20 protein-coding genes are annotated in these 22,603 nt (G+C 71.8%); 4 read left to right on the top strand and 16 right to left on the bottom strand.

Going from position 1 to position 22,603, the window contains the following annotated elements; all coding sequences use genetic code 11:
- The first annotated feature begins 73 nt into the window (after positions 1–73).
- Positions 74–3,148, top strand: coding sequence for a TonB-dependent receptor plug domain-containing protein (locus HBH26_RS13610; RefSeq protein WP_168135169.1), 3,075 nt, complete (start codon positions 74–76; stop codon positions 3,146–3,148).
- A 96-nt stretch (positions 3,149–3,244) separates the two neighbouring features.
- On the opposite strand, the gene HBH26_RS13605 is transcribed toward HBH26_RS13610, so the two are convergent.
- Positions 3,245–4,558 (bottom strand): ATP-binding protein, encoded by a 1,314-nt coding sequence (locus tag HBH26_RS13605; RefSeq protein ID WP_168135168.1) that lies wholly within the window; start codon positions 4,556–4,558, stop codon positions 3,245–3,247.
- 59 nt (positions 4,559–4,617) lie between these two features.
- Entirely contained in the window at positions 4,618–4,857 is a 240-nt protein-coding gene (locus HBH26_RS13600) for an XrtV sorting system accessory protein (RefSeq protein WP_168135167.1), read from the bottom strand.
- Positions 4,858–5,041: 184 nt separating this feature from the next.
- Here HBH26_RS13600 and HBH26_RS13595 point away from each other — a divergent pair, with 184 nt between their 5' ends.
- Positions 5,042–6,133 carry an acyltransferase family protein gene (locus HBH26_RS13595; protein ID WP_168135166.1) on the top strand — a complete coding sequence of 364 codons (1,092 nt, stop codon included), beginning with the start codon at positions 5,042–5,044 and terminating at the stop codon, positions 6,131–6,133.
- Here the strand turns inward: HBH26_RS13595 and HBH26_RS13590 are convergent.
- The 5 genes from HBH26_RS13590 to rpiB form a co-directional block, all read right to left on the bottom strand.
- Entirely contained in the window at positions 6,130–7,260 is a 1,131-nt protein-coding gene (locus HBH26_RS13590) for a TrmH family RNA methyltransferase (protein WP_168135165.1), read from the bottom strand. The genes HBH26_RS13595 and HBH26_RS13590 overlap by 4 nt on opposite strands.
- 112 nt (positions 7,261–7,372) lie before the next feature.
- Positions 7,373–7,834: a transcriptional regulator NrdR gene (gene nrdR / locus HBH26_RS13585; RefSeq protein WP_168135164.1), complete on the bottom strand. Its 462-nt coding sequence runs from the start codon at positions 7,832–7,834 to the stop codon at positions 7,373–7,375.
- A complete protein-coding gene (locus HBH26_RS13580; protein ID WP_168135163.1) occupies positions 7,834–8,025 on the bottom strand; it encodes a hypothetical protein in 192 nt (63 codons plus the stop codon). The genes nrdR and HBH26_RS13580 overlap by 1 nt, the downstream gene beginning before the upstream one ends.
- A 9-nt stretch (positions 8,026–8,034) precedes the next feature.
- The gene (glyA, locus tag HBH26_RS13575) at positions 8,035–9,342 is read right to left on the bottom strand and encodes a serine hydroxymethyltransferase (RefSeq protein WP_168135162.1); all 1,308 of its coding nucleotides are present in this window, start codon (positions 9,340–9,342) and stop codon (positions 8,035–8,037) included.
- Positions 9,339–9,773 carry a ribose 5-phosphate isomerase B gene (gene rpiB, locus HBH26_RS13570; RefSeq protein WP_168135161.1) on the bottom strand — a complete coding sequence of 145 codons (435 nt, stop codon included), beginning with the start codon at positions 9,771–9,773 and terminating at the stop codon, positions 9,339–9,341. Before rpiB ends, glyA begins: the two co-directional genes overlap by 4 nt.
- A 111-nt stretch (positions 9,774–9,884) precedes the next feature.
- Between rpiB and HBH26_RS13565 the strand changes: the two genes are divergently transcribed.
- Positions 9,885–10,361, top strand: coding sequence for a hypothetical protein (locus tag HBH26_RS13565; RefSeq protein WP_209308557.1), 477 nt, complete (start codon positions 9,885–9,887; stop codon positions 10,359–10,361).
- Positions 10,362–10,392: 31 nt separating this feature from the next.
- On the opposite strand, the gene HBH26_RS13560 is transcribed toward HBH26_RS13565, so the two are convergent.
- The 8 genes from HBH26_RS13560 to HBH26_RS13525 form a co-directional block, all read right to left on the bottom strand.
- Positions 10,393–11,250: an HpcH/HpaI aldolase/citrate lyase family protein gene (locus HBH26_RS13560; protein ID WP_168135160.1), complete on the bottom strand. Its 858-nt coding sequence runs from the start codon at positions 11,248–11,250 to the stop codon at positions 10,393–10,395.
- 65 nt (positions 11,251–11,315) lie between these two features.
- Complete coding sequence (locus HBH26_RS13555; protein ID WP_168135159.1) at positions 11,316–12,824, bottom strand: acetyl-CoA acetyltransferase; 1,509 nt, start codon at positions 12,822–12,824, stop codon at positions 11,316–11,318.
- Positions 12,824–13,627, bottom strand: coding sequence for a crotonase/enoyl-CoA hydratase family protein (locus HBH26_RS13550; protein WP_168135158.1), 804 nt, complete (start codon positions 13,625–13,627; stop codon positions 12,824–12,826). Before HBH26_RS13550 ends, HBH26_RS13555 begins: the two co-directional genes overlap by 1 nt.
- Entirely contained in the window at positions 13,624–15,972 is a 2,349-nt protein-coding gene (locus tag HBH26_RS13545; protein WP_168135157.1) for a CaiB/BaiF CoA-transferase family protein, read from the bottom strand. Before HBH26_RS13545 ends, HBH26_RS13550 begins: the two co-directional genes overlap by 4 nt.
- Positions 15,960–16,349 carry a hypothetical protein gene (locus HBH26_RS13540; RefSeq protein ID WP_168135156.1) on the bottom strand — a complete coding sequence of 130 codons (390 nt, stop codon included), beginning with the start codon at positions 16,347–16,349 and terminating at the stop codon, positions 15,960–15,962. Before HBH26_RS13540 ends, HBH26_RS13545 begins: the two co-directional genes overlap by 13 nt.
- Positions 16,346–17,359, bottom strand: coding sequence for a phosphotransferase family protein (locus tag HBH26_RS13535; protein WP_168135155.1), 1,014 nt, complete (start codon positions 17,357–17,359; stop codon positions 16,346–16,348). Before HBH26_RS13535 ends, HBH26_RS13540 begins: the two co-directional genes overlap by 4 nt.
- Positions 17,356–18,468, bottom strand: coding sequence for an Rv3169 family protein (locus HBH26_RS13530; RefSeq protein WP_168135154.1), 1,113 nt, complete (start codon positions 18,466–18,468; stop codon positions 17,356–17,358). Before HBH26_RS13530 ends, HBH26_RS13535 begins: the two co-directional genes overlap by 4 nt.
- A 90-nt stretch (positions 18,469–18,558) precedes the next feature.
- Positions 18,559–19,143: an NADPH-dependent FMN reductase gene (locus HBH26_RS13525; protein ID WP_168135153.1), complete on the bottom strand. Its 585-nt coding sequence runs from the start codon at positions 19,141–19,143 to the stop codon at positions 18,559–18,561.
- Positions 19,144–19,214: 71 nt separating this feature from the next.
- Here HBH26_RS13525 and HBH26_RS13520 point away from each other — a divergent pair, with 71 nt between their 5' ends.
- On the top strand, positions 19,215–21,392 hold the full coding sequence (locus tag HBH26_RS13520; protein WP_168135152.1) for a transglycosylase domain-containing protein: 2,178 nt from the start codon (positions 19,215–19,217) through the stop codon (positions 21,390–21,392).
- Positions 21,393–21,424: 32 nt separating this feature from the next.
- Here the strand turns inward: HBH26_RS13520 and HBH26_RS13515 are convergent, their stop codons facing one another.
- Positions 21,425–22,579: a BaiN/RdsA family NAD(P)/FAD-dependent oxidoreductase gene (locus HBH26_RS13515; RefSeq protein ID WP_168135151.1), complete on the bottom strand. Its 1,155-nt coding sequence runs from the start codon at positions 22,577–22,579 to the stop codon at positions 21,425–21,427.
- Between the last annotated feature and the right edge of the window lie 24 nt (positions 22,580–22,603).

Raw genomic sequence — 22,603 nt, 5'->3', positions numbered from 1 at the left:
CCGATCCGCGACAACGGCGTGACGGAGGAGGCACCTGACGCCGCAACGGGCGCTTTATCGGGGGATACGGAGCATGATCGATCGCCACGCTCGTCGGAGCAGCTACGCCGGAGCGGCGCTGGCCGCCCTCGCCACCGCCCTCGCCGCGCCCGCCGCCGCGCAGACGCAGCCGAGCAACGCCGCCACCGCGCAGATCGGCGATCCCGCACCCGGAACGCAGGAGGATCCCGCGCAGGGCGACGTCATCGTCACGGGCACGCGGATCGTGCGCGACGGCTTCCAGGCGCCCACCCCGCTGACGGTGCTGACGCAGGAGGAGATCCTCAATTCCTCGCCGTCGAACAACATCGCCGACTTCGTCAACCAGCTGCCCTCGCTGGCGGGATCGACCCGCCCGGCGAACTCGCGCCTGAACCTGTCGAGCGGGCAGGCCGGCATCAACGCGCTGAACCTGCGCAACCTGGGCGAGACGCGCACGCTGGTCCTGCTCGACGGTCGCCGCTCGGTCGCCTCCACCATCACCGGGCTGGTCGACGTGAACACCATCCCGCAATCGCTGGTGAAGAGCGTGGAGGTGGTCACCGGCGGCGCCTCCTCCGCCTACGGCTCCGACGCGGTGGCGGGCGTCGTCAACTTCGTGCTCGACAAGAAGTACAAGGGGTTGAAGGTGCTGGTCGACAGCGGCGTCACCGACAAGGGCGACGGCTTCAATTATTCGTTCAGCGTGGCCGGTGGCACGTCCTTCGGCAGCGAGGGGCGCGGCCACATCCTGCTGTCGGGCGAGGTGGCGCATCGCGACGGCATCTTCGAGGTCGATCGCGACTGGAACGCGACCGGCTACGTCCGCATCCAGGACCCGAACTGGACCGCGACCAGCACGACGCCGCGCTACCTGATCCGTCGCCAGGTCGGCGCGGCGAACTCCACGCCAGGCGGGCTCATTACCAATTCGGCGGGCGGCACCGCCAACAGCCTGCGCGGCCTGTACTTCGGACCGGGCGGCGAGGTGCTGCAATATCAGTATGGCGCGCTCACCTTCCCCTCGCCCACCGGCACCGCCCCGCCCACGCTGACGCAGGGCGGGTCGTGGCAGGTGAACGATTCGGGACGGCGCATCGGCCTCGATCCGGAGGACGACCGCTACGGCCTGTTCGGTCGCGTCAGCTACGAGGTGGCCGACGGCGTGGAGGTGTTCGCCGAGGCGTCGTACAACCGGCAGAAGGTGTTCTTCAACGCCGGGCCGAACCTGGCCACCGGCATCGTGCTGAACGCCACCGGGTGCGGCGCGGCGGCGACCGCGGCGGCGGCGCCGACGACGTGCAACGCCTTCCTCTACAACACGCTGGGGCCGCAGCGGCTGGCCGGGATCACCAGCGTGACGCTGGCGACCACCGCGGTCGACCTGCCCTTCCGCGCGGTCGACAACCGGCGCGAGGTGCAGCGCTATGCGATCGGCGCGGAGGGCGCGTTCGACGCCTTCGGCAAGCGCGCCAACTGGAACGTCTACGGCCAGTACGGCCGCGCCGACCTGCGCGAGCAGCTGCGCAACATCATGAACAACACCCGGATGAACAACGCGACCAATGCGGTGTTCGCGCCCGCCGGCAATGCGGCGGGCTACGCCCCCGGCTCGATCCAGTGCGGCATCAACGTCGATGCCGACGCGACCAACAACGATCCCGCCTGCGTGCCGCTGAACCGGCTGGGCATCGGCGTCGCCAATCCCGCGGCCTTCGGCTACGTGCTGGGCGATCCCTATCGCGAGCAGCGGCTGGAGCAGATCGTCGCGGGCGCGAACTTCTCCGCCACGCCCTTCTCCACCTGGGCGGGCGAGGTCAGCATCGCGGTGGGTGCGGAATATCGCGAGGAGAAGGTCAGCGGCTTCGTGCCGGATGAGTTCCAGCCGGTGCCGATCCGCAACGCCGCCGGCGCGGTGACGGGCGCGACCAACCGCTGGTCGGTGGGCAATTACCTGCCCTCGCGCGGGCGCTTCGACGTGAAGGAGGCCTATCTCGAGACGGTGGTGCCGCTGGGCCTCGGCCTCGAGTTCAACGGCGCGGTGCGCGCCACGGACTATTCCACCGCGGGCTACGTCACGACGTGGAAGGCGGGCGCCACGTGGCAGCCGATCGACGATTTCCGCCTGCGCGTCACCCGCTCGCGCGACATCCGCGCGCCCAACCTGAACGAGTTGTACCAGGCCGGCACCGCGAACAGCGATGCCGTCACCAACCCCGGCTTCCCCAGCGCCAGCCCGCCGTTCGTGCCGGCAGGCCAGCCCCCGGTGGCGAGCTACGGCTACTCCGGCTTCTCCACGGGCAACCCGCTGCTGCAGGAGGAGCGCGCGAACCAGTGGAACGTGGGCGCGGTCTTCACGCCGACGTTCCTGCCGGGTTTCAACCTGTCGGTCGACTATTTCGACATCGACCTGGACCAGGGCATCAGCACGTTCACCGCGGCGCAGATCGTCAACCTGTGCTTCCAGGGTCAGGATGATTTCTGCAATGCGATCACGATCGACGCGGCGCGGACGCAGAACCCGTCGCAGCCGTACCTCATCATCCGCAACCAGCCGTTCAACGCGGCCAGCCAGACCGTGCGCGGGGTCGACTTCGACGTCAGCTATCGCCTGCCCATGGACCGGCTCGGCGCCGGTTCGCAAGGAGCGGTGACGCTGCGCGGGCTCGCGACGCGCTACATCGACAACAAGTTCGACAGCGGCGTGCCCGGCACCGTCGTGCTCAACTCGGTCGGCGTGAACGGCGGGCAGGCGAGCACGCCCGACTGGATCTTCCGCGGCAGCATCGCCTATGACGCGCCCGATTTCTCGATCACCGCGGTGGGACGCGGGGTGAGCGCGGGCAAGTACGTCGCCAACGGCATCGAATGTTCCACCGCCTGCCCGGCGAACGATCCCAACTTCTTCACCTACGACACCAACCGGGTGTCCGGCGTGTTCTACGCCGACCTCAACCTGACGCAGAAGATCGAGATGGGCGGGGCCGAAGCGCAGTTCTTCATCAACGTGACCAACGTGTTCGACCGCTGGCCGCTGCTGCTGCCGGAGACGGGGCTGGCCGCCAACCCGACCTATTCGGACCTGCTGGGCCGCGCGTTCCGCTTCGGCATCCGGATGGAGACGCGCTGACGCGGGCATCCGCCGCGCACCGCATGGGGCCGCCCGCGGCGTCGCGGGCGGCCCCTCATTCGACCGTGAGAACCGGCTCCGGCACGTCCGCAGCCGTCAGGCGGACGCCCGGCCGCCCACGCGGCTGGCCAGCCACAGATAGAGCGCGACGCTGTCGTCGGCGAACTGATGCGCCTTGCGGTCGCCGACGACGGTGGGGCGCAGGATCCCCAGCTCGGCGGCGACGCGGACGGCGGGATCGAATTGCGACGTGGCGTCCGCCGGATCGAGGATGACGCCGAAATGCGCCAGCCCGTCCGCCGCGATGCGGCCGATCTCGGGCATCGGCAACCGCGCCTCGACCGTTTCCACCTGCTGCTGCGAGCGCGGGGACAGGCGCACCCATACGTCGCGCATGGCGCGGCGGATCGCCTCCGTCACATCCTCGCGCGCGACGTCGCGCGCCTCGCGGTCCAGCGCGCGGGCGGCGGCGTGCTGCGCCAGCAGCCCGGTGACGTAGGGCGAGCCCTGCGCCGCGGCGACGATATCGTCCAGCGCGCCGGGCTCGAACGACATCTGCCCGATGGCCTCGCCCAGGGCGATCATCTCCGCCATCTCCTCCCTGGTCATCGCCGGCATCGGCAGGCCCAGGATGTTGCGGCGGATGGAGGGGATGTGCTCGACCAGCTCGGTCAGGTTCGCGGCGACGCCGGCGATGACGATCTGCACGCGGATCGAACGGTCGGACAGGCTCTTGATGAGCTCCGCCACCGACCGCTTGAACTCGGGCGAGGTGGCGCGGTCGAACTCGTCGAGGATGATGAGGAGGCGCGTGCCGGACAGCTTGGCGAACACCTCGGTCAGCGTCGCCACCGTCAGCTCGCGCTCGGGCAGCAGGGTGTCGAGCGCCGCGCCGCGCTCCGCCGGCTCCGACGTGGGATCGAAGTCGGCGTGGTAGAGCAGCGGCACGTCCGCCGCGATCGCGCGGAACGTCGCGTCGAACTCGCTGCGCTCGGTACAGGAGGTGTAGCGCACGATGTAGCGCGCCTCGCGCGCCAGCTGCGCGAAGACGTGGAGCAGGCTGGTCTTGCCGATGCCGCGGTCGCCGAAGACCACGGCGTGCAGCTGCTGGTCCTCGATCGCGCGGATCAGCGACAGCAGGATCTCGCGTCGGCCAGCGAACATGCGCACGTCGCTGACCGGCTGCGACGGGGTGAAGGCGCGCTGGAGCCGCGTGCGCTGCTGGTCCACCGGTCCGTCGCGACCGCGCAGCGGCCGCTCCAGGTCGCTCGCCTCCCCCTTGAACCGGGGCAGGCGCGAGGTGGCCGCGCGCATCCGCGACGGCCGCTGCGGCACGTCCAGCGCGACGATGGGCTGGGGGCGCGGCTTGCGGCCGAGCAGCAGATCGGTGAAACGGGACCAGACCATCATTTCTCTCGCTTGGACACGCGCCACGCGCGCGTGAAGGAACGGACGCGACGCGGATCGCGTCAGAAGTTGAAGCGCGGGCGCAGCACGTAGAAGATATAGGCGACGACGAGCACCAGGCCCAGGATGGCGGGAATCACATACCCCTCGTTACCCAGCCAGTTCACCACCGCGCAGCCGACCGCGGGCGGCGCATATTGCCACAATTTGTCGCCCGGATCCTCCTGGGAGGAGCGCTGCAGCAGGAGCACGACCAGGCCGGTGAAGACCATCAACGTCAGCCAGTCGAAAGGTGTTTCCATCGTGCTCTTCCTGTCCCCCTGCAGGCGAACCGGCCGAAAGGGGCGCCTGTGCCCGATGCCGACCCGTCCACCGTGCCAATCAGGGATGACTATTTCGTTCCCAAGTCGCAAGCGAAGCTTGCGCCAAAAACGGCGGCTGGCGTAATCGCGGGCCGAGCAGACGTTCCGGGGGGATGTACGTCGCATGATCGTCGATGACCAGCTTCTGTCGCCATACCGCAACAACCTGACGCTGGTGCGACTGGTGCTCGCCTCCGCCGTGATCTGGACGCACAGCGTGTGGCGGGTCAGCGGGCGGCAGGGGACGGACGAGTTCGCCGCCGTGCTGGGCGCGCCGATCTCGCAATTCGCCGTGGACGGGTTCTTCTTTCTCAGCGGAATGCTGGTCTACGCCAGCCTGCTTCGCCGCGGCAGCGCGCTGGCCTTCGCCACAGCCCGGTTGGCACGGCTGTGGCCGGCGTTGGCGGTGTCCGTGCTGGCCACCGTGGCCGTGGGCGCGTTCGTGACGACCGCGCCGGGCCTGTCGTACTTCGGCGGCGCGACGGCGCGCTTCGTGCTCGGCAACCTGTCGCTGTCGTCGGGCCATTACCTGCTGACCGGCATCCTGTGCGGCGGCGTGCCGTGCAACGTCAACGGATCGCTGTGGACGATCCCGTGGGAGGTGCGCTGCTACCTCCTCCTGCTGCTGCTGTTCGTGACCGGCCTCTCCTCGCCCGCGGCGATGAAGCGGCTCGTCCTCCCCGCCACCCTCACCTTCGCGCTGGCGATGGACGTGCCGCAGGTGCAGGCGGCGATCGCCGCGGCGGCGGGCAAGGGCGTGCTGTGGAACCTGACGATGATCGACCGGCTGTGGTCGATGTTCGCGCTGGGGATCGCGGCGTACCTGTTCCGCGACAGGATCCGGCTGTCTTGGGCGGCGTGCGCGGGGCTGCTGGCGCTGGTCGTGCTCAGCGCGTGGCTGCTGCCGGTGCCGCACCTTTCCGGCATCTTCGTCGGCTATGCCGTGCTGTGCGCCGGGTTCCTCAGCGCGCGCGGCGGCGCGATCTCCGGTCGGTGGCCCGACTATAGCTACGGCATGTACATCTACGCCTTTCCGGTGATGATGGCGATCGCCGCGCTGCTGCCGGTGAGGCACCATGGGCAGCTGGCGGTGCTGAACGCACTGGTCACGCTGCCGCTGGCGGCGCTGTCGTGGCACGGGGTGGAGAAGCCGGTGCTGGACCTGACGCGCCGCCGCCGCACTCCGCCAGAAGGACGCGGCGCCGTCGCCGCCTAGCGAGGACGCTTGGCTCCGCCCAGCGCGGACAGCACGCCGCGCACCGTGCGTACCTCCTGCGACGACCAGCCCGGCTTGGTCAGCAGCGTGCGCAGCGTGCGGCGCGTCGCCGGCGTGCGATCGGGCGGGTGGTAGAAGCCCGACGCGTCGAGCATCGCGTCCAGCTGCGCGATCATGCCGTCCAGCTCCGCCTGCGGCGCGGGTGGATCGAGCTCCACCTCCGGCGGTGAGGCGAGCGCCACGCCCTTGGACCATTCGTAGGCGACGAGGATCACCGCCTGCGCCAGGTTCAGGCTGCCGAACTCCGGATTGATCGGCACCGTTACGATCGTGCGGGCGAGAGCGACGTCGTCCGTCTCGAGGCCCGACCGCTCGGGACCGAAGAGAATGGCGGAGCGCCCCGCCTCGGCGTGGATCGTGGCGGCGGCCTCCTCGGGCGTCACCACCGGCTTGGTGATCCCGCGCTTGCGCACCGTGGTGGCGTAGACGTGCGCGCAATCCGCCACCGCAGCCGCCACGGTGTCGAAGACCTGCGCCCCCGACAGCACCACGTCCGCGCCCGACGCCGCCGGCCCGGCGGCGGGGTTGGGCCAGCCGTCGCGCGGGGCGACGAGCCGCATCTCGACCAGGCCGAAGTTCAGCATGGCCCGCGCGGCCTTGCCGATGTTCTCGCCCAGTTGCGGTCGGACGAGGACGATGACGGGGGGCGGGGCGGGGGTGGACGGGGTGGTTCGGCTTTGCTCCGGACGAACGGATTGCGGAAGGTGATCGTCAACCCCGGCCGTTGTCACAGGACGGCCACGCTCCTCACCTCCCGTTCGCCCTGAGCGAAGTCGAAGGGCACGTTTCGACGGCGGCATGGCGGCTTCATGCAGATCATACCAGTCACCCGCAATCAACGCTTCCTTCTTCCGGCGTGACCAGCCCTTGATCTGTTGCTCCGCCGCGAGCGCTTCGTCGCGCGACGGAAAGTCCTGCGACCAGACCAGCTCGACCGGCCGGCGATCGTGCGTATCACCGGGCATCTCGCCGGTCCGATGCTGTGCGATCCTCACGTCGAGATTGTCGGTGTGGCCCGTGTAGATGCCGCCATCGGCGCAGCGCAGCATATAGGCGTAGAAACTCATGCCTGCCCCCGCTCGCCCTGAGCGCAGTCGAAGGGCAGCCGCGTCGCATGGGCTGCGACTTCGCTCAGCCCGAACGGAGGTCGCGCGTCGGCGGTCGGCGTCACAGCTACCCTCACCCCCGCCCCGCCTCCTCCACGCTGCCGGCGAACTCCTCGAAGTCGCGCGCCTCGCTGAAGTCGCGGTAGACGCTGGCGAAGCGGATGTAGGCGACCGAATCAAGCCCCTTCAGCCCCTCCATCACCATCTCGCCGATGCGCTTGGCCGCCACCTCGGGTTCGCCGCTGGTTTCCAGCTGGCGCTGGATGCCGCTGACCAGCCGCTCCAGCGCGATGGCGTCGATCGGCCGCTTGCGCGCGGCGACGGAGATCGAGCGGAGCAGCTTCTCGCGGTCGAAGGGCTCGCGCCGCCCCTCGCTCTTCGCGACGGTCAGGTCGCGCAGCTGGATGCGCTCGAACGTGGTGAAGCGGGCCGCGCAGCCCTCGCACTGGCGACGGCGCCGGATCGCGGCGCCGTCGTCGGTCGGTCGGCTGTCCTTTACCTGGCTGGCCTCATGGCCGCAGAAGGGACAGCGCATCAGCTCCGCTTGGTCCCCTTGTGATAGGCGTAGGCCGCGCCCGCCAGCGCGCCGAAGATCGGGCCGACGATCGGGACCGGGATGGCGACCACGGCGCCCAGCGCGCTCCACTTCGCCATGCTCTTGCCCAGGCCGGGGCGGCTCTTCACGTTGGACTGCACCTCGGCGAACTTCTGGTCGATCTGCGCCATCTGATCCTCTTAGCTATAGATGGGGAAGCGCGCGCACAGGGCACGCACGCGGGTCCGAACGTCCGCCTCGACTGCTGGGTCCCCCGCCTCGCCCTTTTTGGCGAGCCCGTCGAGCACGTCGGCGACCATGTTGCCGATCTCGCGGAACTCCGCCGTGCCGAAGCCGCGGGTGGTACCCGCCGGGCTGCCGACGCGGATGCCGCTGGTCTTCACCGGCGGCAGCGGGTCGTTGGGGATGCCATTTTTGTTGCAGGTGATGCCGGCGCGCTCCAGCGCCTCGTCGGCGTCCTTGCCGGTGACGCCCAGCGGCGTGAGATCGACCAGCGCGAGGTGCGTGTCGGTGCCGCCGGAGACGAGGTCCGCGCCGCGCTCCTTCAGCGTCGCCGCCAGCACCTTGGCATTCTCCACCACCGCGGCGGCGTAGCTCCGGAACTCCGGCCGCAGCGCCTCGCCGAAGGCCACCGCCTTCGCCGCGATGACGTGCATCAGCGGCCCGCCCTGCAGGCCGGGGAAGACCGCAGAATTGATCTTCTTCGCGATTCCCTCGTCGTCGGTCAGCACCATGCCGCCGCGGGGGCCGCGCAGCGTCTTGTGCGTGGTCGTCGTCACCACGTGCGCGTGGCCGAAGGGCGACGGGTGGACACCCGCGGCGACCAGCCCGGCGAAATGCGCCATGTCGACCATGAACAGCGCGCCCGCCTTGTCGGCAATGGCGCGGAAACGGGCGAAGTCGATCTGGCGCGGATAGGCGCTGCCCCCGGTGATGATGAGCTTGGGCTTCTTCTCGAGCGCCAGCCGCTCGACCGCGTCATAGTCGATCAGGTGGGTGTCGGGCGTGACGCCGTACTGGACCGCGTCGAACCATTTGCCGCTCATCGCCGCGCGCGCCCCGTGGGTCAGGTGCCCGCCGGCGTCGAGGCTCAATCCCATGATCGTGTCGCCCGGCTTCACCAGCGCCAGCATCACCGCGCCGTTCGCCTGCGCGCCCGAGTGCGGCTGGACGTTGGCGAAGCCGCAACCGAACAGCTGCTTGGCGCGGTCGATCGCCAGTTGCTCCACCTCGTCGGAGGGATGGCAGCCCTGGTAGTAGCGCTTGCCGGGATAGCCCTCGGCGTATTTGTTCGTGAAGACGCTGCCCTGCGCCTCGAGCACCGCGCGGCTGACGATGTTCTCGCTGGCGATCAGCTCGATCTGCGTCTGCTCGCGATCCAGCTCGTGCTCGACCCCCGCGAACACCGCCGGATCGGCATCGGCGAGACCGCGGGTGAAGAAGCCATCAGGCTGGACGTCGGCGATGCTCTGCGGGTTGGTGCTCATGCCGGCTCCTTCAGCTTGGCGACGCGGGCGGCGTGGCGGCCGCCCAGGAAATCGGTGGACAGGAACGCGCGGACGCAGGCGCGGGCCATCTCCGGCCCCACCAGCCGCGCGCCCAGGGCGATGGCGTTGGCGTCGTTGTGGCTGCGCGCCAGTTCCGCGGACAGCGGCTCGCTGACCAGCGCGCACCGCACCGCCGGGTTGCGGTTCGCCGCGATCATGATGCCGATGCCGGAACCGCACAGCGCGATGCCGCGATCCGCGCTGCCGTCCGCCAGCGCACGACCGATCGCGGCGCCGTAATCGGGATAGTCGACGCTGGCATCCGAATCGGTGCCGAGGTCCGCGACCTCGTGCCCCTCTTCCCGCAACCAGTCGCGCAGCTCGCGCTTCAGCGAGACGGCGGCGTGATCGGACGCGATGGCGATGCGCACGGGCGTGGGTCCTGTCGTGGAGGCGTGCGCGCGCCTTTAGCGGTGCAGCGCCGCGGACGCCACCCCGAACACCCGGGGGAACGTCCGCCCCGACGTGTTCGTTACGCAGCCATGACGATCCGCACCCTCTCCGTCGCGCTGCTCGCCGTTCTGGCGGCCTGCTCCTCACCCACGCCGGTCGCGAACGATGCCGCGCTGACCGGTACGGGCGAGTATGACGGCGTCAAGAACGAGGCCGAGCCGGTCTCCACCTCCGCGCCCGCCGCCAACACGATGACGCCCGCGCCCGCGCCCGCGGCGACGGCGAAGCTGGAGGCGGACTATCTGGGCAAGTGGATCGGCGTGGAGGGCATGTTCCTCGATGTCACGAAGCGCGATGGCGGCGGCGTGACGCTGGAGATGCAATGGGACCTCGACCACCGCGGCACGTTCCCGGGTTCGGTGACAGCCGAGGGACTGCGGTTCCGGCGCGACGGCAAGGACGAGATCCTGGTGCCGGGCGACGGCGACGCGACGGGGCTCAAGTGGCTGGCGGGAAAGAAGGATTGCCTCACGGTAAAGCCGGGCGAGGGTTACTGCCGGGCGTAGAAGCGCCGGCCCGACCCGAACGGCCGCCGCATCAGGATCGCGTCGTCACGGCTTCGTGGATCGCCAGGGTGCGTCGTGCCTCTTCCAGGTGCAGGCGCTCCACCATCTTCCCCTCCACGCGGATCGCGCCCTTGTCCTCGGCCTCCGCCCCGTCGAACGCGCGCGCCACCGCTCGCGCCCAGCGCACCTCCTCCTCGTCGGGACCGAACACCGCATTGGCGGGCGCGACCTGCGAAGGGTGGATCAGCGTCTTGCCGTCGTAGCCGAGTGCCCGCCCCTGCCGGCATTCCGCCTCCACCGCGGCGGGATCGTCCAGCACGTTGCTGACCCCATCGAGCGCCACCAGCCCTGCCGCGCGCGCGGCGACGACGATCTGCACCAGCACGGGCACGAGCGGCGCCCGGTCGGGGAAGGGCCTGCAGCGCAGCTCCTTGGCGAGGTCGTTGGTGCCGGCGATCAGCGCGGCCAGCCCCGTCGCCGCCGCGGCGGCGACGATGACGGGCAGATCGAGGATCGCGCGCGGCGTCTCGATCATCGCCCACAGCGCCGGCCCCTTGCCCAGCACCGCGCGCGCGCGGTGCAGCGCCTGCGGATCGTCCACCTTGGGCAGCAGCACCGCCGCCGCGCCGCTGCCCGCCAGCGCGGCCAGGTCCGCCTCCGCCTCCGCGGTGCCGATCGCATTGGCGCGCACCACCAGTTCGCGATGGCCGAACCCGCCCGATCGCACCGCCGCCACCGCGGCCTCGCGCGCGGTCGCCTTTTGGTCGGGTGCGACCGCGTCCTCCAGGTCGAGGATGACGACATCGGCGTCCAGCGCGCGCGCTTTCTCGATCGCCCGGGCGTTGGACGCGGGCAGGAAGAGCGCGGAGCGGCGGGGGCGGTGGGTCATGTTGTTGGCCATGGAGTTCGGTTTGAAAGGCTCAGGACGAACGGGCGGGGTGCGCACATCACGTCCTAGGCGATCGCGCGGCGCCACACCATGTCGTCGCCCTCTGGCGCGATCTCGCCCGTGGTGCCGACCGGCTCCGCCGCGCCGTCGGTCAGGAAGGCGATCATCGCCTCATCCTCCCCCGGCACCTTCGCCAGCGTGCGCTCCCCCGCCGGGGTGCGCGCCACCACCACGCCCTTCGTCGGCGCGCCGTCGCGGGCGTAGAACACGGTGTAGCTCTCGATCGTCGCCGGGCCGGCATAGTCCTTGGCCAGCACCGGCACCTCCCCGCGCGCCGCATCCGCCTCCGCCTGCACGTCGAAGTCGTGCGACTCGCCCGCACCGGGCAGCGGGTGGGTGGCCAGTACGATGGCGTGGTTGTGCGTCGCGAAGCCGCCGTTGGCGAACAGGAGCCCCCGCTCCCCCTCGCCCGCCCGCAGGCCGTCCACCATCTCCGCCACGGCGTGACTCATGTAATTGCCGATCGGCCCGCCGCCGAAGGTGAGCCCGCCGAACACCGTAGCGGGCTTCTCCACCGGCCAGCCGATGACGCGGCGCGCCATCTTGGGGACGCAGGGAAAGCAGGAATAGAGTTCGGCGAGGTCGAGGTCCTCGGCGGTCACGCCGTTCCACTCCAGCGTGCGACGCAGGCACACCTCCATGCTCGGGGACGCGTCGTAGCGGTCGCGGGCGAGGAAATCGTCCGCCTCGTGCGCCGCCGCGCCGCGACCGACGTAGACGATCCGCGCCTCCGGCACGCCGCGCGCGCGCGCCTGCGCCAGGCTGGTGACGAGGAAGCCCGCGCCCTGGTTGACGCTGGAATTGGCGACCATCAGCTTGGTGTAGGGAAAGGCGATCGGTCGATTGTCCGGGGTGGTCCGGACTCTCCCGCCCCCCGCGCGGGCGGCGTGGATCCACGCCGCGGGGGTCTGCGCCGCCACCTGGCTGAACCGCGACCAGATCTCGCCCGATTCGCGCTGCCCCTCCACCAGCGTCTGTCCATAGGCGGCGCGGCCGGCGTTCTCGTAGAGAGGATAGACGTCTACCGGCGCGGCGAGGCCGTAGCGCTGGCGATAGCCGGGCGCGGCACCCTTCTGCAGGTTGCGGATCGGGTTCTGCGCCGCGACGTCGGTCTTCGCGCGCGCCGCCGCGCGCTGGCTGGCGGTGCGCAGCGCCTCCGCCCCCGCCACCGCCGCCACGCGCACCTCGCCGCGCGCGATACGGTTCGCCGCCTCGTTCAGCAGCAGGATCGGGCTGTCGCCGTTGGGACCGACCGATTCGTAGGCGAGCGCCGGCGTGGCGCCGATCGCCGCGCCCAGCTTCTGCGCCAGCGGGTTCTGCGCGCGAAAGCTGATCTGCTGCACCACCGCCACGCTGTCGACGTCGGACAGCCAGCCGCCTCCCGCATCGGCATCCGCCGCTTCCAGCGCGGCGCGCATCAGGTCGAGCGGCTCCAGGCCCTGCGCCGGGTCGGCGGGCCGGTCGTTGACCTGGCCGACGCCGACGATGACGGCGATGCGGGCGGGGTCGCCCATCACTGCGCCTGCCACACCGGCGCGCGCTTCTCCGCGAACGCCTTGGGCCCCTCGCGCGAATCCTTGCTGGTGAAGACGACGCGCGTTTCCACGCGGTTCTGCGCCCACGCGTTTTCCTCTCGCGCGACCTTGCCGTCGCTGATCCCCTGCGCCATCCGCTTCGATGCCTGCACCGACAAGGGCGCATTTACCGCGATCCGTTCGGCCAGCGCGAGCGCCGCGTCCACCACGCCGCCGGCGGGCGCCAGCGCGTTGACGAGGCCCAGCTGAAGCGCGCGCTCGGCGCTGATCGGGTCGCCCGTCAGAATCATCTCCATCGCGATCTTCTTCGGCAATTGCTCGGGCAGGCGGAAGACGCCGCCGGCCGCGGCGAACAGCCCGCGCTTCGGCTCGGGCAGGCCGAACTGCGCCGTGTCCACCGCGACGGCGAGGTCGCAGGCGAGCGTGATCTCCAGCCCGCCGCCCAGCGCGTGGCCGTTCACCGCGGCGATGACCGGCTTGGAGATGGCGTGGCTGACGATGCCGGCGAAGCCCCACGCCTGCTTGGCGGGATCGTCGGGCGCCAGGCTCTCGCCGCGCGACAGCGCGACCAGGTCCGCCCCGGCGCAGAACGACTTGTCGCCGGCGCCGGTGACGATCACCGCGCGCACCTGCGGGTCGGCGTCCGCCGCGGCCAGCGCGTCGCCGACGCCTTCGTGGACGTGGCGGTTCACGGCGTTGCGCGCTTCCGGCCGGTTGATCGTGACGATCATCACGTGGCCGCGGCATTCGACGGTGACGGCTTCGTTCCCCAGCTGGCTCATGCGGCTTCTCCTTTGACGGTGTCGATGACGCGGGCGGCGACGAGCGCGTCGACCTCCGCGCCGGGAAGCCCGAGCCACTCGGCGACGACGGCGGCGGAATCCTCTCCCACGCGCGGCGCCGGGCGCTGGTCGGGCACGGGCAAGCGGCTCAGCGCCGGAGCCGCCTCCACGGCGAACGCGACGTCGATCAGCGGGTGGCGCGCTTCGCGAAAGGTGCCGCGGGCGCGGTGCTGCGGTGCGGCCGGCAGCTCGACCACGCGGAGCATCGGCCCGGCAGGCACGCCGGCGGCCTGCAACGCCGCGGCAGCGTCCAGCGCGGGCCGCTCCCCAGTCCACGCCGCCACCCCGCGCTCGATCCGCCCGCGCTCGGCATCGCGCGCCGCGGCGTCGCCCAGCGTGGGATCGACCAGCCATTCCTCGTGCCCGATCGTCTCGCACAAGGCGCGCCAGTCGGCATCGTCGCGGGCGGTGACGACCACCCACTCGTCCTCCCCCGCCGCGGGGAACAGGCCCCAGGGCACCGGCGGGATCGGCCAGTCGATCGACCGACCCTCCGCCGCGGCGCCCAGCGCGGCGACGTCCGCGGCCATGTGACCCAGCATCACCTCCGCCTGCGACACGCTGGCACTGCCGCCCCGGCCCGTGCGCATCCGCCGGATCAGCAGCGCCAGCACGCCGACGATGCCGATGCGCGCGGCGACATGGTCGGGATAGACGGTGACGCCGTCGGAGAAGCTGTCCGGCTCGCCCGGATAGGTCCAGCGCTTCGCCAGCCCCGCCGAGGCACGCACCAGCGGCCCATAGCCGAGCCGCCGGCTCCACGGCCCGGTGGGGCCGTAGGCGGCGCTGTCCACCGTCACCAGCCGCGGGTTGATCGCCGCCAGCCGCGCCGCATCGAAGCCTAGCGAGGCGAGCGTGCCGGGCTTGAAGTTCGAACACAGCACGTCCGCCTCCGCGACCAGCCGCTCGAACAGCGCCTTGCCCGCGTCGGAACGCAGGTCGATCGACAGGCCGCGCTTGTTGCGATGACCGGCGGCGAAGGTGATCGAGACGGGCGCGTCGTCGCGCGACTGACGCTGGCCATCGGGGAAGGCGCCGTTCTCCACCTTCACCACCTCCGCCCCCATGTCGGCGAGGAAGCGGCCCGTTTCCGCGCCGACGACGATGATGCCCATGTCGAGCACCTTCAGCCCGGCGAGCGGACGGTCGGCGGCAGGGGGCGCAATCCAGTCGGCCGCGGGGGCGCCGAAGCCCTCCGCCTCCGCCAGCACCGGCGCCGGGCCGCGGATGCCGGCGCGCACGCCGTCGATCTCGATCGTGCCGTTGGGAAAGGGCGCGGCGATGCCCGGGGCGATCTCCACCCTCGCCACCGCGTGGCGCGCCACCATCTGCGGCGTCTCCACCGCCTCGTGCAGGTCGAGCAGCGCCGCGGCGGGGACCCCGTGGGCCTCCGCCTCGCGCTCGATCTCCCCGCGCGTCTTCGAGGCGAAGAAGCGGGTGATGGCGGGGATCAGCTCCTTGGAGCGGAAGCGGGTCTGCAGCTTCTCCCACTCCGGCCCGGCGAACTCGGCCGGCTCGCCCATCCACGCGAACATGCCGCGCCACTGCCGCGGGGCGAGCACGCACAGCCGGACGAAGCCGTCGGCGCAGGGGATGATCGGATAGCGGAAGCGCTCGTCCATCCGCCCGCGCGACATCTTCCACAGCGGCACGCCCGATTGCGCGCTTCCCGCCACGCCGAAGCCGGGATCGAGCGCCGCCATGCCCGCCTCCAGCAGCGCGACGTCGACGTGGTCGCCGCGGCCGTCGCGCAGCCGCTGGATGAAGGAGGCGAGCGCCAGTGCCGCCACCTGCGCCGCCGCGGTCTCCAGCACCAGCTCGCCCGGCGGCAGCAGCGGCGCGCGACCGGGCAGGCCGGATCGGGAGAGGCCGCCCGTCACCGCGTGGAGCACCCCGTCCGTGGCCTGCCACGCCGCCCATGGCCCGTCGAGGCCGAACGGGGAGACGGACACGACCACCAGCCGGGGGTGCCGCGCCGCCAGCGCGGCGCCGTCGCCGCCCGGCCCCGCATCCTCGATCAGCAGGTGCGCATCGCCGAGCAGCGCGTCCAGCGCCGCGGCGTCGCGCGGCGCCGTGGCGCGCTTGCCCAGGTTGGCGGCGGCGAAGGACAGGCTGACACCGTGCAGCATCGGGCCGGCGCGCCGGTCCGCACTGCCGGCCGCGGGTTCGACGCGGATCACCTCGGCGCCCAGCTCGCCGAGCAGCCGCGCCGCCGCGGCCATCGCACCCGTCGTGCGATCGACGACGCGGACGCCGGCGAGGGGTAGGTCCGTCACGTCGGCCATGGCAGTTCCCGTCGCTCCGTGCTCTCGCGATAGAAGGCGAGGATCGCGGCGGCGTCGCCGCCCGCCTCCTCCACCGCGGCGTGATGCGCGATCAGGTCGCGCGACAGGGCGTCCCACGCGGCGTCCAGCGCGGGGAGCGAGAGGTCGGCGGGCACCGCTTCCGGCCGGCCGAGCAGCGCCTGCATCGAAGTGATGTCGGCCACGCGCCACGCCGCCGCCCGCTCCGCCTCCGCCGCCGCCATCAGCGACAGGATTCCGGTGACGGTCAGCATCGCGCCGCCGTAGGCGCCGGCGGCGCCGCCCTGTTCCGCCGCCTGCATGCCGGCGCCCGCGGCAATCTGCCCGGTGCCGACCAGCACATCGGTGAGAGAACTCATGCCCAGCTCTCCAGCGCGCGCGCGATGATCGCGTCCTGCCGCCGCGCGACGTACCAGCCCGACAGGCCCAGCACCGGATCGATCCGGCCGCCGTCCACGAACTCGCGGAACGACGACGTCCAGATCGCGCGGCCCTTCACCGCGTTGAACAGCGACCACCAGCGCAGCGCGACCGGATCGGCGACGAGCCCGCTCGCCGCCTCCCACCAGCCGATCGCGCGCTCGCGCGTGGTCATGCCGGCGACGGTGCCGGCGGCGTGGTGGTTCCAGATCGGGTCGAGCGCCCAGCCCAGATCCTCCAGCGGGTCGCCGAGGTGCGCCATTTCCCAGTCCAGCATCGCCAGCATCCCGCCCCGCCCGTCGTGCATGACGTTGCCGGTGCGATAGTCGCCGTGGACGATGCCGACCCGCTGCGCCGGTGGCGGGGGGGTGCGGCGCAGGCGGCGGATCGCGGCGCGCACGACGGGCAGCGGCTCGATCTCGTCCTCGTCGATCACGCCTTCCCAGTAATCGAGCTGCCCGCGCCACGCCTCGTCCGCCGCGGGCATCGGCAGGTGCGCGGCCAGCGGCGTGCCGCGCGCGTCGTGCGCGGCGAGGCGGCCGAGCGCGGTGAAGAACGCCTCTCCCAGCGCCTCTCCGTGATCGCCATAGGCGCCGGCGGCGAAGGGCGAGGCGACCTCCCCGCCGTCGATCCGCTCCATCACGATGAACGGGCGCTCCAGCTCGGCGCCGTCGCGCTCCAGCGCAATCGCGCGCGGCACGGGCAGCACGCCCCAGGCGCTCTGATAGGCGCGGAACTCGGTCTCGCTCTCCGTGTCGATCAGGCTGCCGCCCGGATCGCGGCGCAGGATCAGCGGGCGGACCTCCCCCGCCACCTCCGCGTCGAACCGCCACGTCTCGCGGCTCGCCCCGCCGGGGATGCGGGCGAGCCCGGTGACGGCGACCGGCGCCTGCCACAGGCGCGACAGATACGCCTCGACCTGGTCGGCATGGAGCGGGGTGCCGGTCATGCCGGGTCCAGCAGCCCGGCGAAACCCGACGGCGCGTGCGGGCCGATCGCCAGCTGCTCCAGCACGCCACGCCCGCGCCGGACGCTGCCGTTGGGCGCGGTCATCGTCACGTCCGCCAGCGCCTGGACGTGCAGGTGGTGGGGCAGCATCGGCGACAGGTCTGCCACCGTCCAGTCCTCGCGTTCCACGGTCACGTTCTCGCCGTGGTGGCGGCCATGCGCCCACGTCGGATGGCCGTAGCCGAGGCCGAGCATCATGAAATTGCCGCGCAGCGCGAAGTCCACCGTCGTCGTGCCCCGCGCATCGGTCAGCGCGAGCGACGCGGCGGCGGCGTGACGCGTGCCCGGCGTCCAGCGGATGCTCGCGTCCGCCCCGTCCCAATGCGTCTCGTCGTCGGCGCCGCCGCCCTCTGGCCGCCACGCCGCGCGGCGGTTCCAGAAGCGGCCGTGCGCGTCGTCGTTGGTGTGGAAGTAGAGGTCGCCGCCTTCGACCACGCAGGGGCTCCACAACCAGAAGAATTGCGGGTCGACCGGCGGGCTCGCCGGCTGCTCGTCGCGCGCGCCGACCGGGCGCACGCCCCACGACCGGTCGCGCGTCCCTACCCAGTCGGCCACGTCGGTGCGCACGCCGTCCACCTCGATCCAGCCTTGCCAGCGCCCATTCTGCGTCAGCCGCGTCACGTCCATCAGCACGCGCGGGCCGTTGCGACGGGTGAAGCGCGGCTCCTCCAGCGGGAAAGCGCGGCCGGTGAAGACGAGGTCGGCGCGGATGCCCTCCCCCGGCGCCTCGACGGTGACGCGGAGCGACTTCAGCGGCTCGATCACCTCCACGGCGATGCCGCCGACCTGCGTGTCCATCCGCTCCATGCCGAGGCCGCGGCTGCCGTGCAGGTTCACCTGCCGCCCGTCCTTCAACCAGCAGAAGCTGGCGTCGATGACGTTGAGGTGCGGATAGACGCCCAGCGCGGCGGCGAAGAAGCCGTACTCGCCGGGTTCGGCGGGATAGCCGTTGAAGAAGTACCGGTCGTAGAAATTGCGGTCGGTGCCGGCATAGGCGACCGGATCCGCCGTCTGGTGGATCGGATAGTCGTCGCCCCGCGTCAGCACCATCGCCGCTCTCCTCGACCGGGCGCTCTGCCGGCGCCCCGGGATGGAGGTGGACCAGCCGCCCGCCGGCTGTCAATCGCTCGATAACAAAAGTTACGCAGCTGCCAGCGGGGCGAAGCGCGCCACCTGGCGGCCCACCAGCCGCAGCTGGTCGATCACCGCCTGGTCGCTCGCCCCGCCCTCGTCGTCGAAGCGGGTCAGCTGCGTGTTGATCGCCGCGGCGAAGGGCGTCGGCCAGCCGCGCAGCGCGTGGACGATCGAGCGCAGCGCGGCGATGGTCGATCCCGTCGCCTGCCAGCCATAGGCGGTGGCGATCAGCCCCACGGGCATGTCGGCGAGATAGGGCCGCCCCTCGTCCCGGGCGGTTTCCTCCAGCAGGTCGAGCGCGTTCTTCACCACGCCGGAAATGCTGCCGTGATAGCCGGGCGAGGCGATGATGACGGCGGAGGCGCGGCGGACGCAGGCGACGAACGCTTCCTCCTCCGCGGTGCGCGTCGCGGCGCGCGGATCGTAGAGCGGCAGCCGGGCCATGTCGGCGCCGCCGAACATGCGCGTGCGAAAGCCTTCCGCCGCCGCCGCATCCAGCGCGATCCGCAGTGCCCGCTCGGTGGAGGAGATCCCGCCGATCGTGCCGCCGATGCCGACGACCAGCGGCATGTCTTTCGCTTCATCTTCCATCACGCTACGCTGATGCCACGTCGTCGCGGCTTGCGGCAACTGTCGTATTTCCGTAAAACACCGGCCGCGCCATGAACCCTCCCTATGATTCCGGCCGCGTCAGGTACAACCATGGCCCGGGCCAGCCCGCCGCCGGCCAGACGCCCGCGCCTCCCGCGACGCCGCTGCCCTCGTTCGATCCATGGCGCGAGCCCGCGCCCGAGCCGCCGCGCTACGACCGGCCGCCGGAGGAGCTCGGCGGCGGCGGCGAGCCGCCGCGCCGGCGCTTTCCCTTCGGCAAGTGGATCGTCCGCGGCCTCGCCGCGCTGCTGGTACTCTTCTTCGTGGCGGTCGCGTGGCTGGCGGTCACCGCGCCGCTGTCGCAGTCGCTGAAGCCGCCCACGCCGCCGTCGATCACGCTGACCGACAGCCAGGGAAAGCCCATCGCGCGGCGCGGCGCGGTGATCGGCGCGCCGGTGGACGCCGCCACGCTGCCCCCGCACGTGCGCGAGGCGTTCCTCGCCATCGAGGACCGGCGCTTCTACTCGCACTGGGGCATCGACCCGCGCGGCATCGCGCGCGCCGCCTGGGCGAACGTGGGCAGCGGCGGGGTGCGGCAGGGCGGATCGACGATCACGCAGCAGCTGGCGAAGAACGCCTTCCTCGATTCGGATCGCACCGCGGCGCGCAAGCTGCGCGAGGTGCTGATCGCCTTCTGGCTGGAGGCGTGGCTGACGAAGGACGAGATCCTCTCGCGCTACCTCTCCAACGTCTATTTCGGCGACAACGTCTACGGCATGACCGCGGCGGCGAAGCACTATTTCGGCCGCACGCCGGACCGGCTGAACGTCGGCCAGGCGGCGATGCTGGCGGGCCTCGTCAAGGCGCCGTCGCGGCTGGCGCCGACCGGCAACCTGAAGGGTGCGCGGGCGCGGCAGGCCGTGGTGGTCGCAGCGATGGTGGACGCGGGATTCCTGACGCGGCGAGAGGCGGACGCGGTGCAGCCGCAGCGCGTCCTGCCGCTCGCCGCCAAGGCGGTGCCGAGTGGCACCTATTTCGCCGACTGGGTCCTGCCCGAAGCGCGCGACCAGGCCGGCGAGATCCGCGACGAGGCGACCGTTCGCACGACGCTGGACGCCGGATTGCAGGCGACGGCGGAGCGGATCGTGCGGCAGGCGGGGCTGCGCAAGGCGCAGGCCGCGATCGTCGCGATGAAGACCAGCGGCGAGGTGGTCGCGATGGTGGGCGGGCGCGACTACAAGGCGTCGCCATTCAACCGCGCGACCCAGGCCAAGCGCCAGCCCGGCTCCACCTTCAAGCTGTTCGTCTATCTCGCCGCGATGCGCGCGGGGATGGAGCCCGCCTCCACCGTGGATGATTCGCCGATCGAGATCGCCGGGTGGAAGCCGAAGAACGACGACGGCCGCTACCAGGGCGAGATCAGCCTGGCGACGGCCTTCGCCCGCTCCTCCAACGTCGCCGCGGCGCGGCTGACGCAGCAGGTGGGCGTGCGCAACGTGATCCGCGCCGCGCGCGACCTCGGCATCTCCACGCCGATCGCAAACGAGGCGACGATCGGCCTCGGCACGTCGGAGGTGACGCTGCTGGAGCTGACCGCCGCCTACGCCGCGATCGCCAACGGCAGCTACCCGGTGCAGCCGCGCGGCCTTGCCAGTCCCAAGAACAAGAGCTGGTACCAGTCGCTGTCGGGCGGGCAGACGCGCATGGCGGAGGGCGTGCGCACGAACATGCTGTCGCTGCTCAATTCCTCCATCCGCGGCACCGGGCGCGCGGCGAACCTGCCGATGATGGCCTATGGCAAGACGGGCACGTCGCAGCAGGGGCGCGACGCGTGGTTCATCGGGTTTGCGGGCGACCTGGTGGTCGGCGTGTGGGTCGGCAACGACGACAACAGCCCCAACCCGGGCCTTCACGGCGGCGGCATCCCGGCGCAGATGTGGCGCCAGTTCATGGCGAGCGCGCTCAACATCCCCGATCCGGAACCCGAGCCCGAGCTGATCGAGGCGGGCGAGGACCAGGACGCGGGCAACGCCACGCTGGAGTTCGGCTTGCCCGAAGAGCTGCTGGAGCGCAGCGGCGAGGCGATCGACCAGGTGAACGAGCGGCTGGAGCGGCTGGGCGTCGGCACGCGCGTCAATCCCGACGGTTCGATCGACATCGGCCCGTCGCGCCGCGACTCCCCGCCCCGCGACCGCCGCGACGACCGCCGCCCGCCCGATGACGAGCCGCCGGGGCCGGACGAGTTCTAGCGCGATCGACATTCGCGCCGCCGGAGGAGCCTTCACCGCGCCTGGATGGCCATCCCCGCCGCCCAGCCGCTCGCCCAGGCCCATTGGAAATTGTAGCCGCCGAGCCAGCCGGTGACGTCCACCGCCTCGCCGATGGCGTACAGGCCGGGGACCCGGCGCGCCTCCATCGTCTTCGACGACAGGCCGTCGGTGGCGATGCCGCCGACCGTCACCTCCGCCTTGGCGAAGCCCTCCGTGCCATCGGGATGGAAGCGCCAGTCGGCCAGGCGGCGCTCCGCCTCCGCCAGCGCCTTGTCCGTCGCCTCGCCGAGCAGCGAGACGCCGAGCCGCTCCGCCAGCGCCTCGCCCAGCCGCGCGGGCACCGGCAGCGCGGCGGCGAGGGTCGAGCGCGGCTTCGCGCGCTTGGCGGCGGCGAGCCAGCCGGGAGCTTCGCCTGGCGCGAAATCGATCGCCACCGCCTCGCCGCGCCGCCAGTAGCTCGATGCCTGCAGGATCGCCGGGCCGGACAGGCCGCGATGGGTGAACAGCGCCGCCTCCGCGAAGGCGGCCTTCCCCGCGCGCGCGACGACGGGCGTGGCGACGCCGGAGAGCGAGCGGAACAGCGCCTCCTTCCCCGGCAGCGTCAGGGGCACCAGCGCGGGCCGCGGCTCCACCACCTTCAGGCCGAAGCGGCGCGCCAGGTCGTAGGCGATGCCGGTCGCACCCAGCTTGGGAATCGACGGCCCTCCGGTCGCGATCACCAGCGCGGGCGCGGTGCAGCCCGCCACAGCGAAGCGGCCGTCGGCGTGCGCCACCTCGCCGACCGGCGTCGACAGGCGGAGCGCTGCGCCCGCGCTCGCGTCCAGCAGCATCCGCACGATCTGCCGCGCGGAGCCGTCGCAGAACAGCTGGCCCAGCGTCTTCTCGTGCCAGGCGATGCCGTGGCGATCGACCATCGCGACGAAGTCCGCCGGGGTGTAGCGGTCGAGCGCGGAGCGCGCGAAATGCCGGTTGGCGGACAGGTAGCGCTCGGCCACGGTGCCGGTGTTGGTGAAGTTGCAGCGCCCGCCGCCGGAGATGAGGATCTTCTTTCCCGGCTCCTCCGCGTGGTCGATCACGACGACGCGGCGGCCGCGCTGCGCGGCAACGGCGGCGCACATCAGCCCCGCCCCGCCCGCGCCCAGGATGATGGCGTCGTACTCGGTCATGAGCGGCGGGTGGCACACTTTTCC

The organism is Sphingomonas corticis, from assembly GCF_012035195.1.
Classification (GTDB): Bacteria; Pseudomonadota; Alphaproteobacteria; order Sphingomonadales; family Sphingomonadaceae; genus Sphingomonas; species Sphingomonas corticis.
Note: the sequence above shows the minus strand (reverse complement) of the source record. Positions and strands in the feature narration are given on the sequence as shown.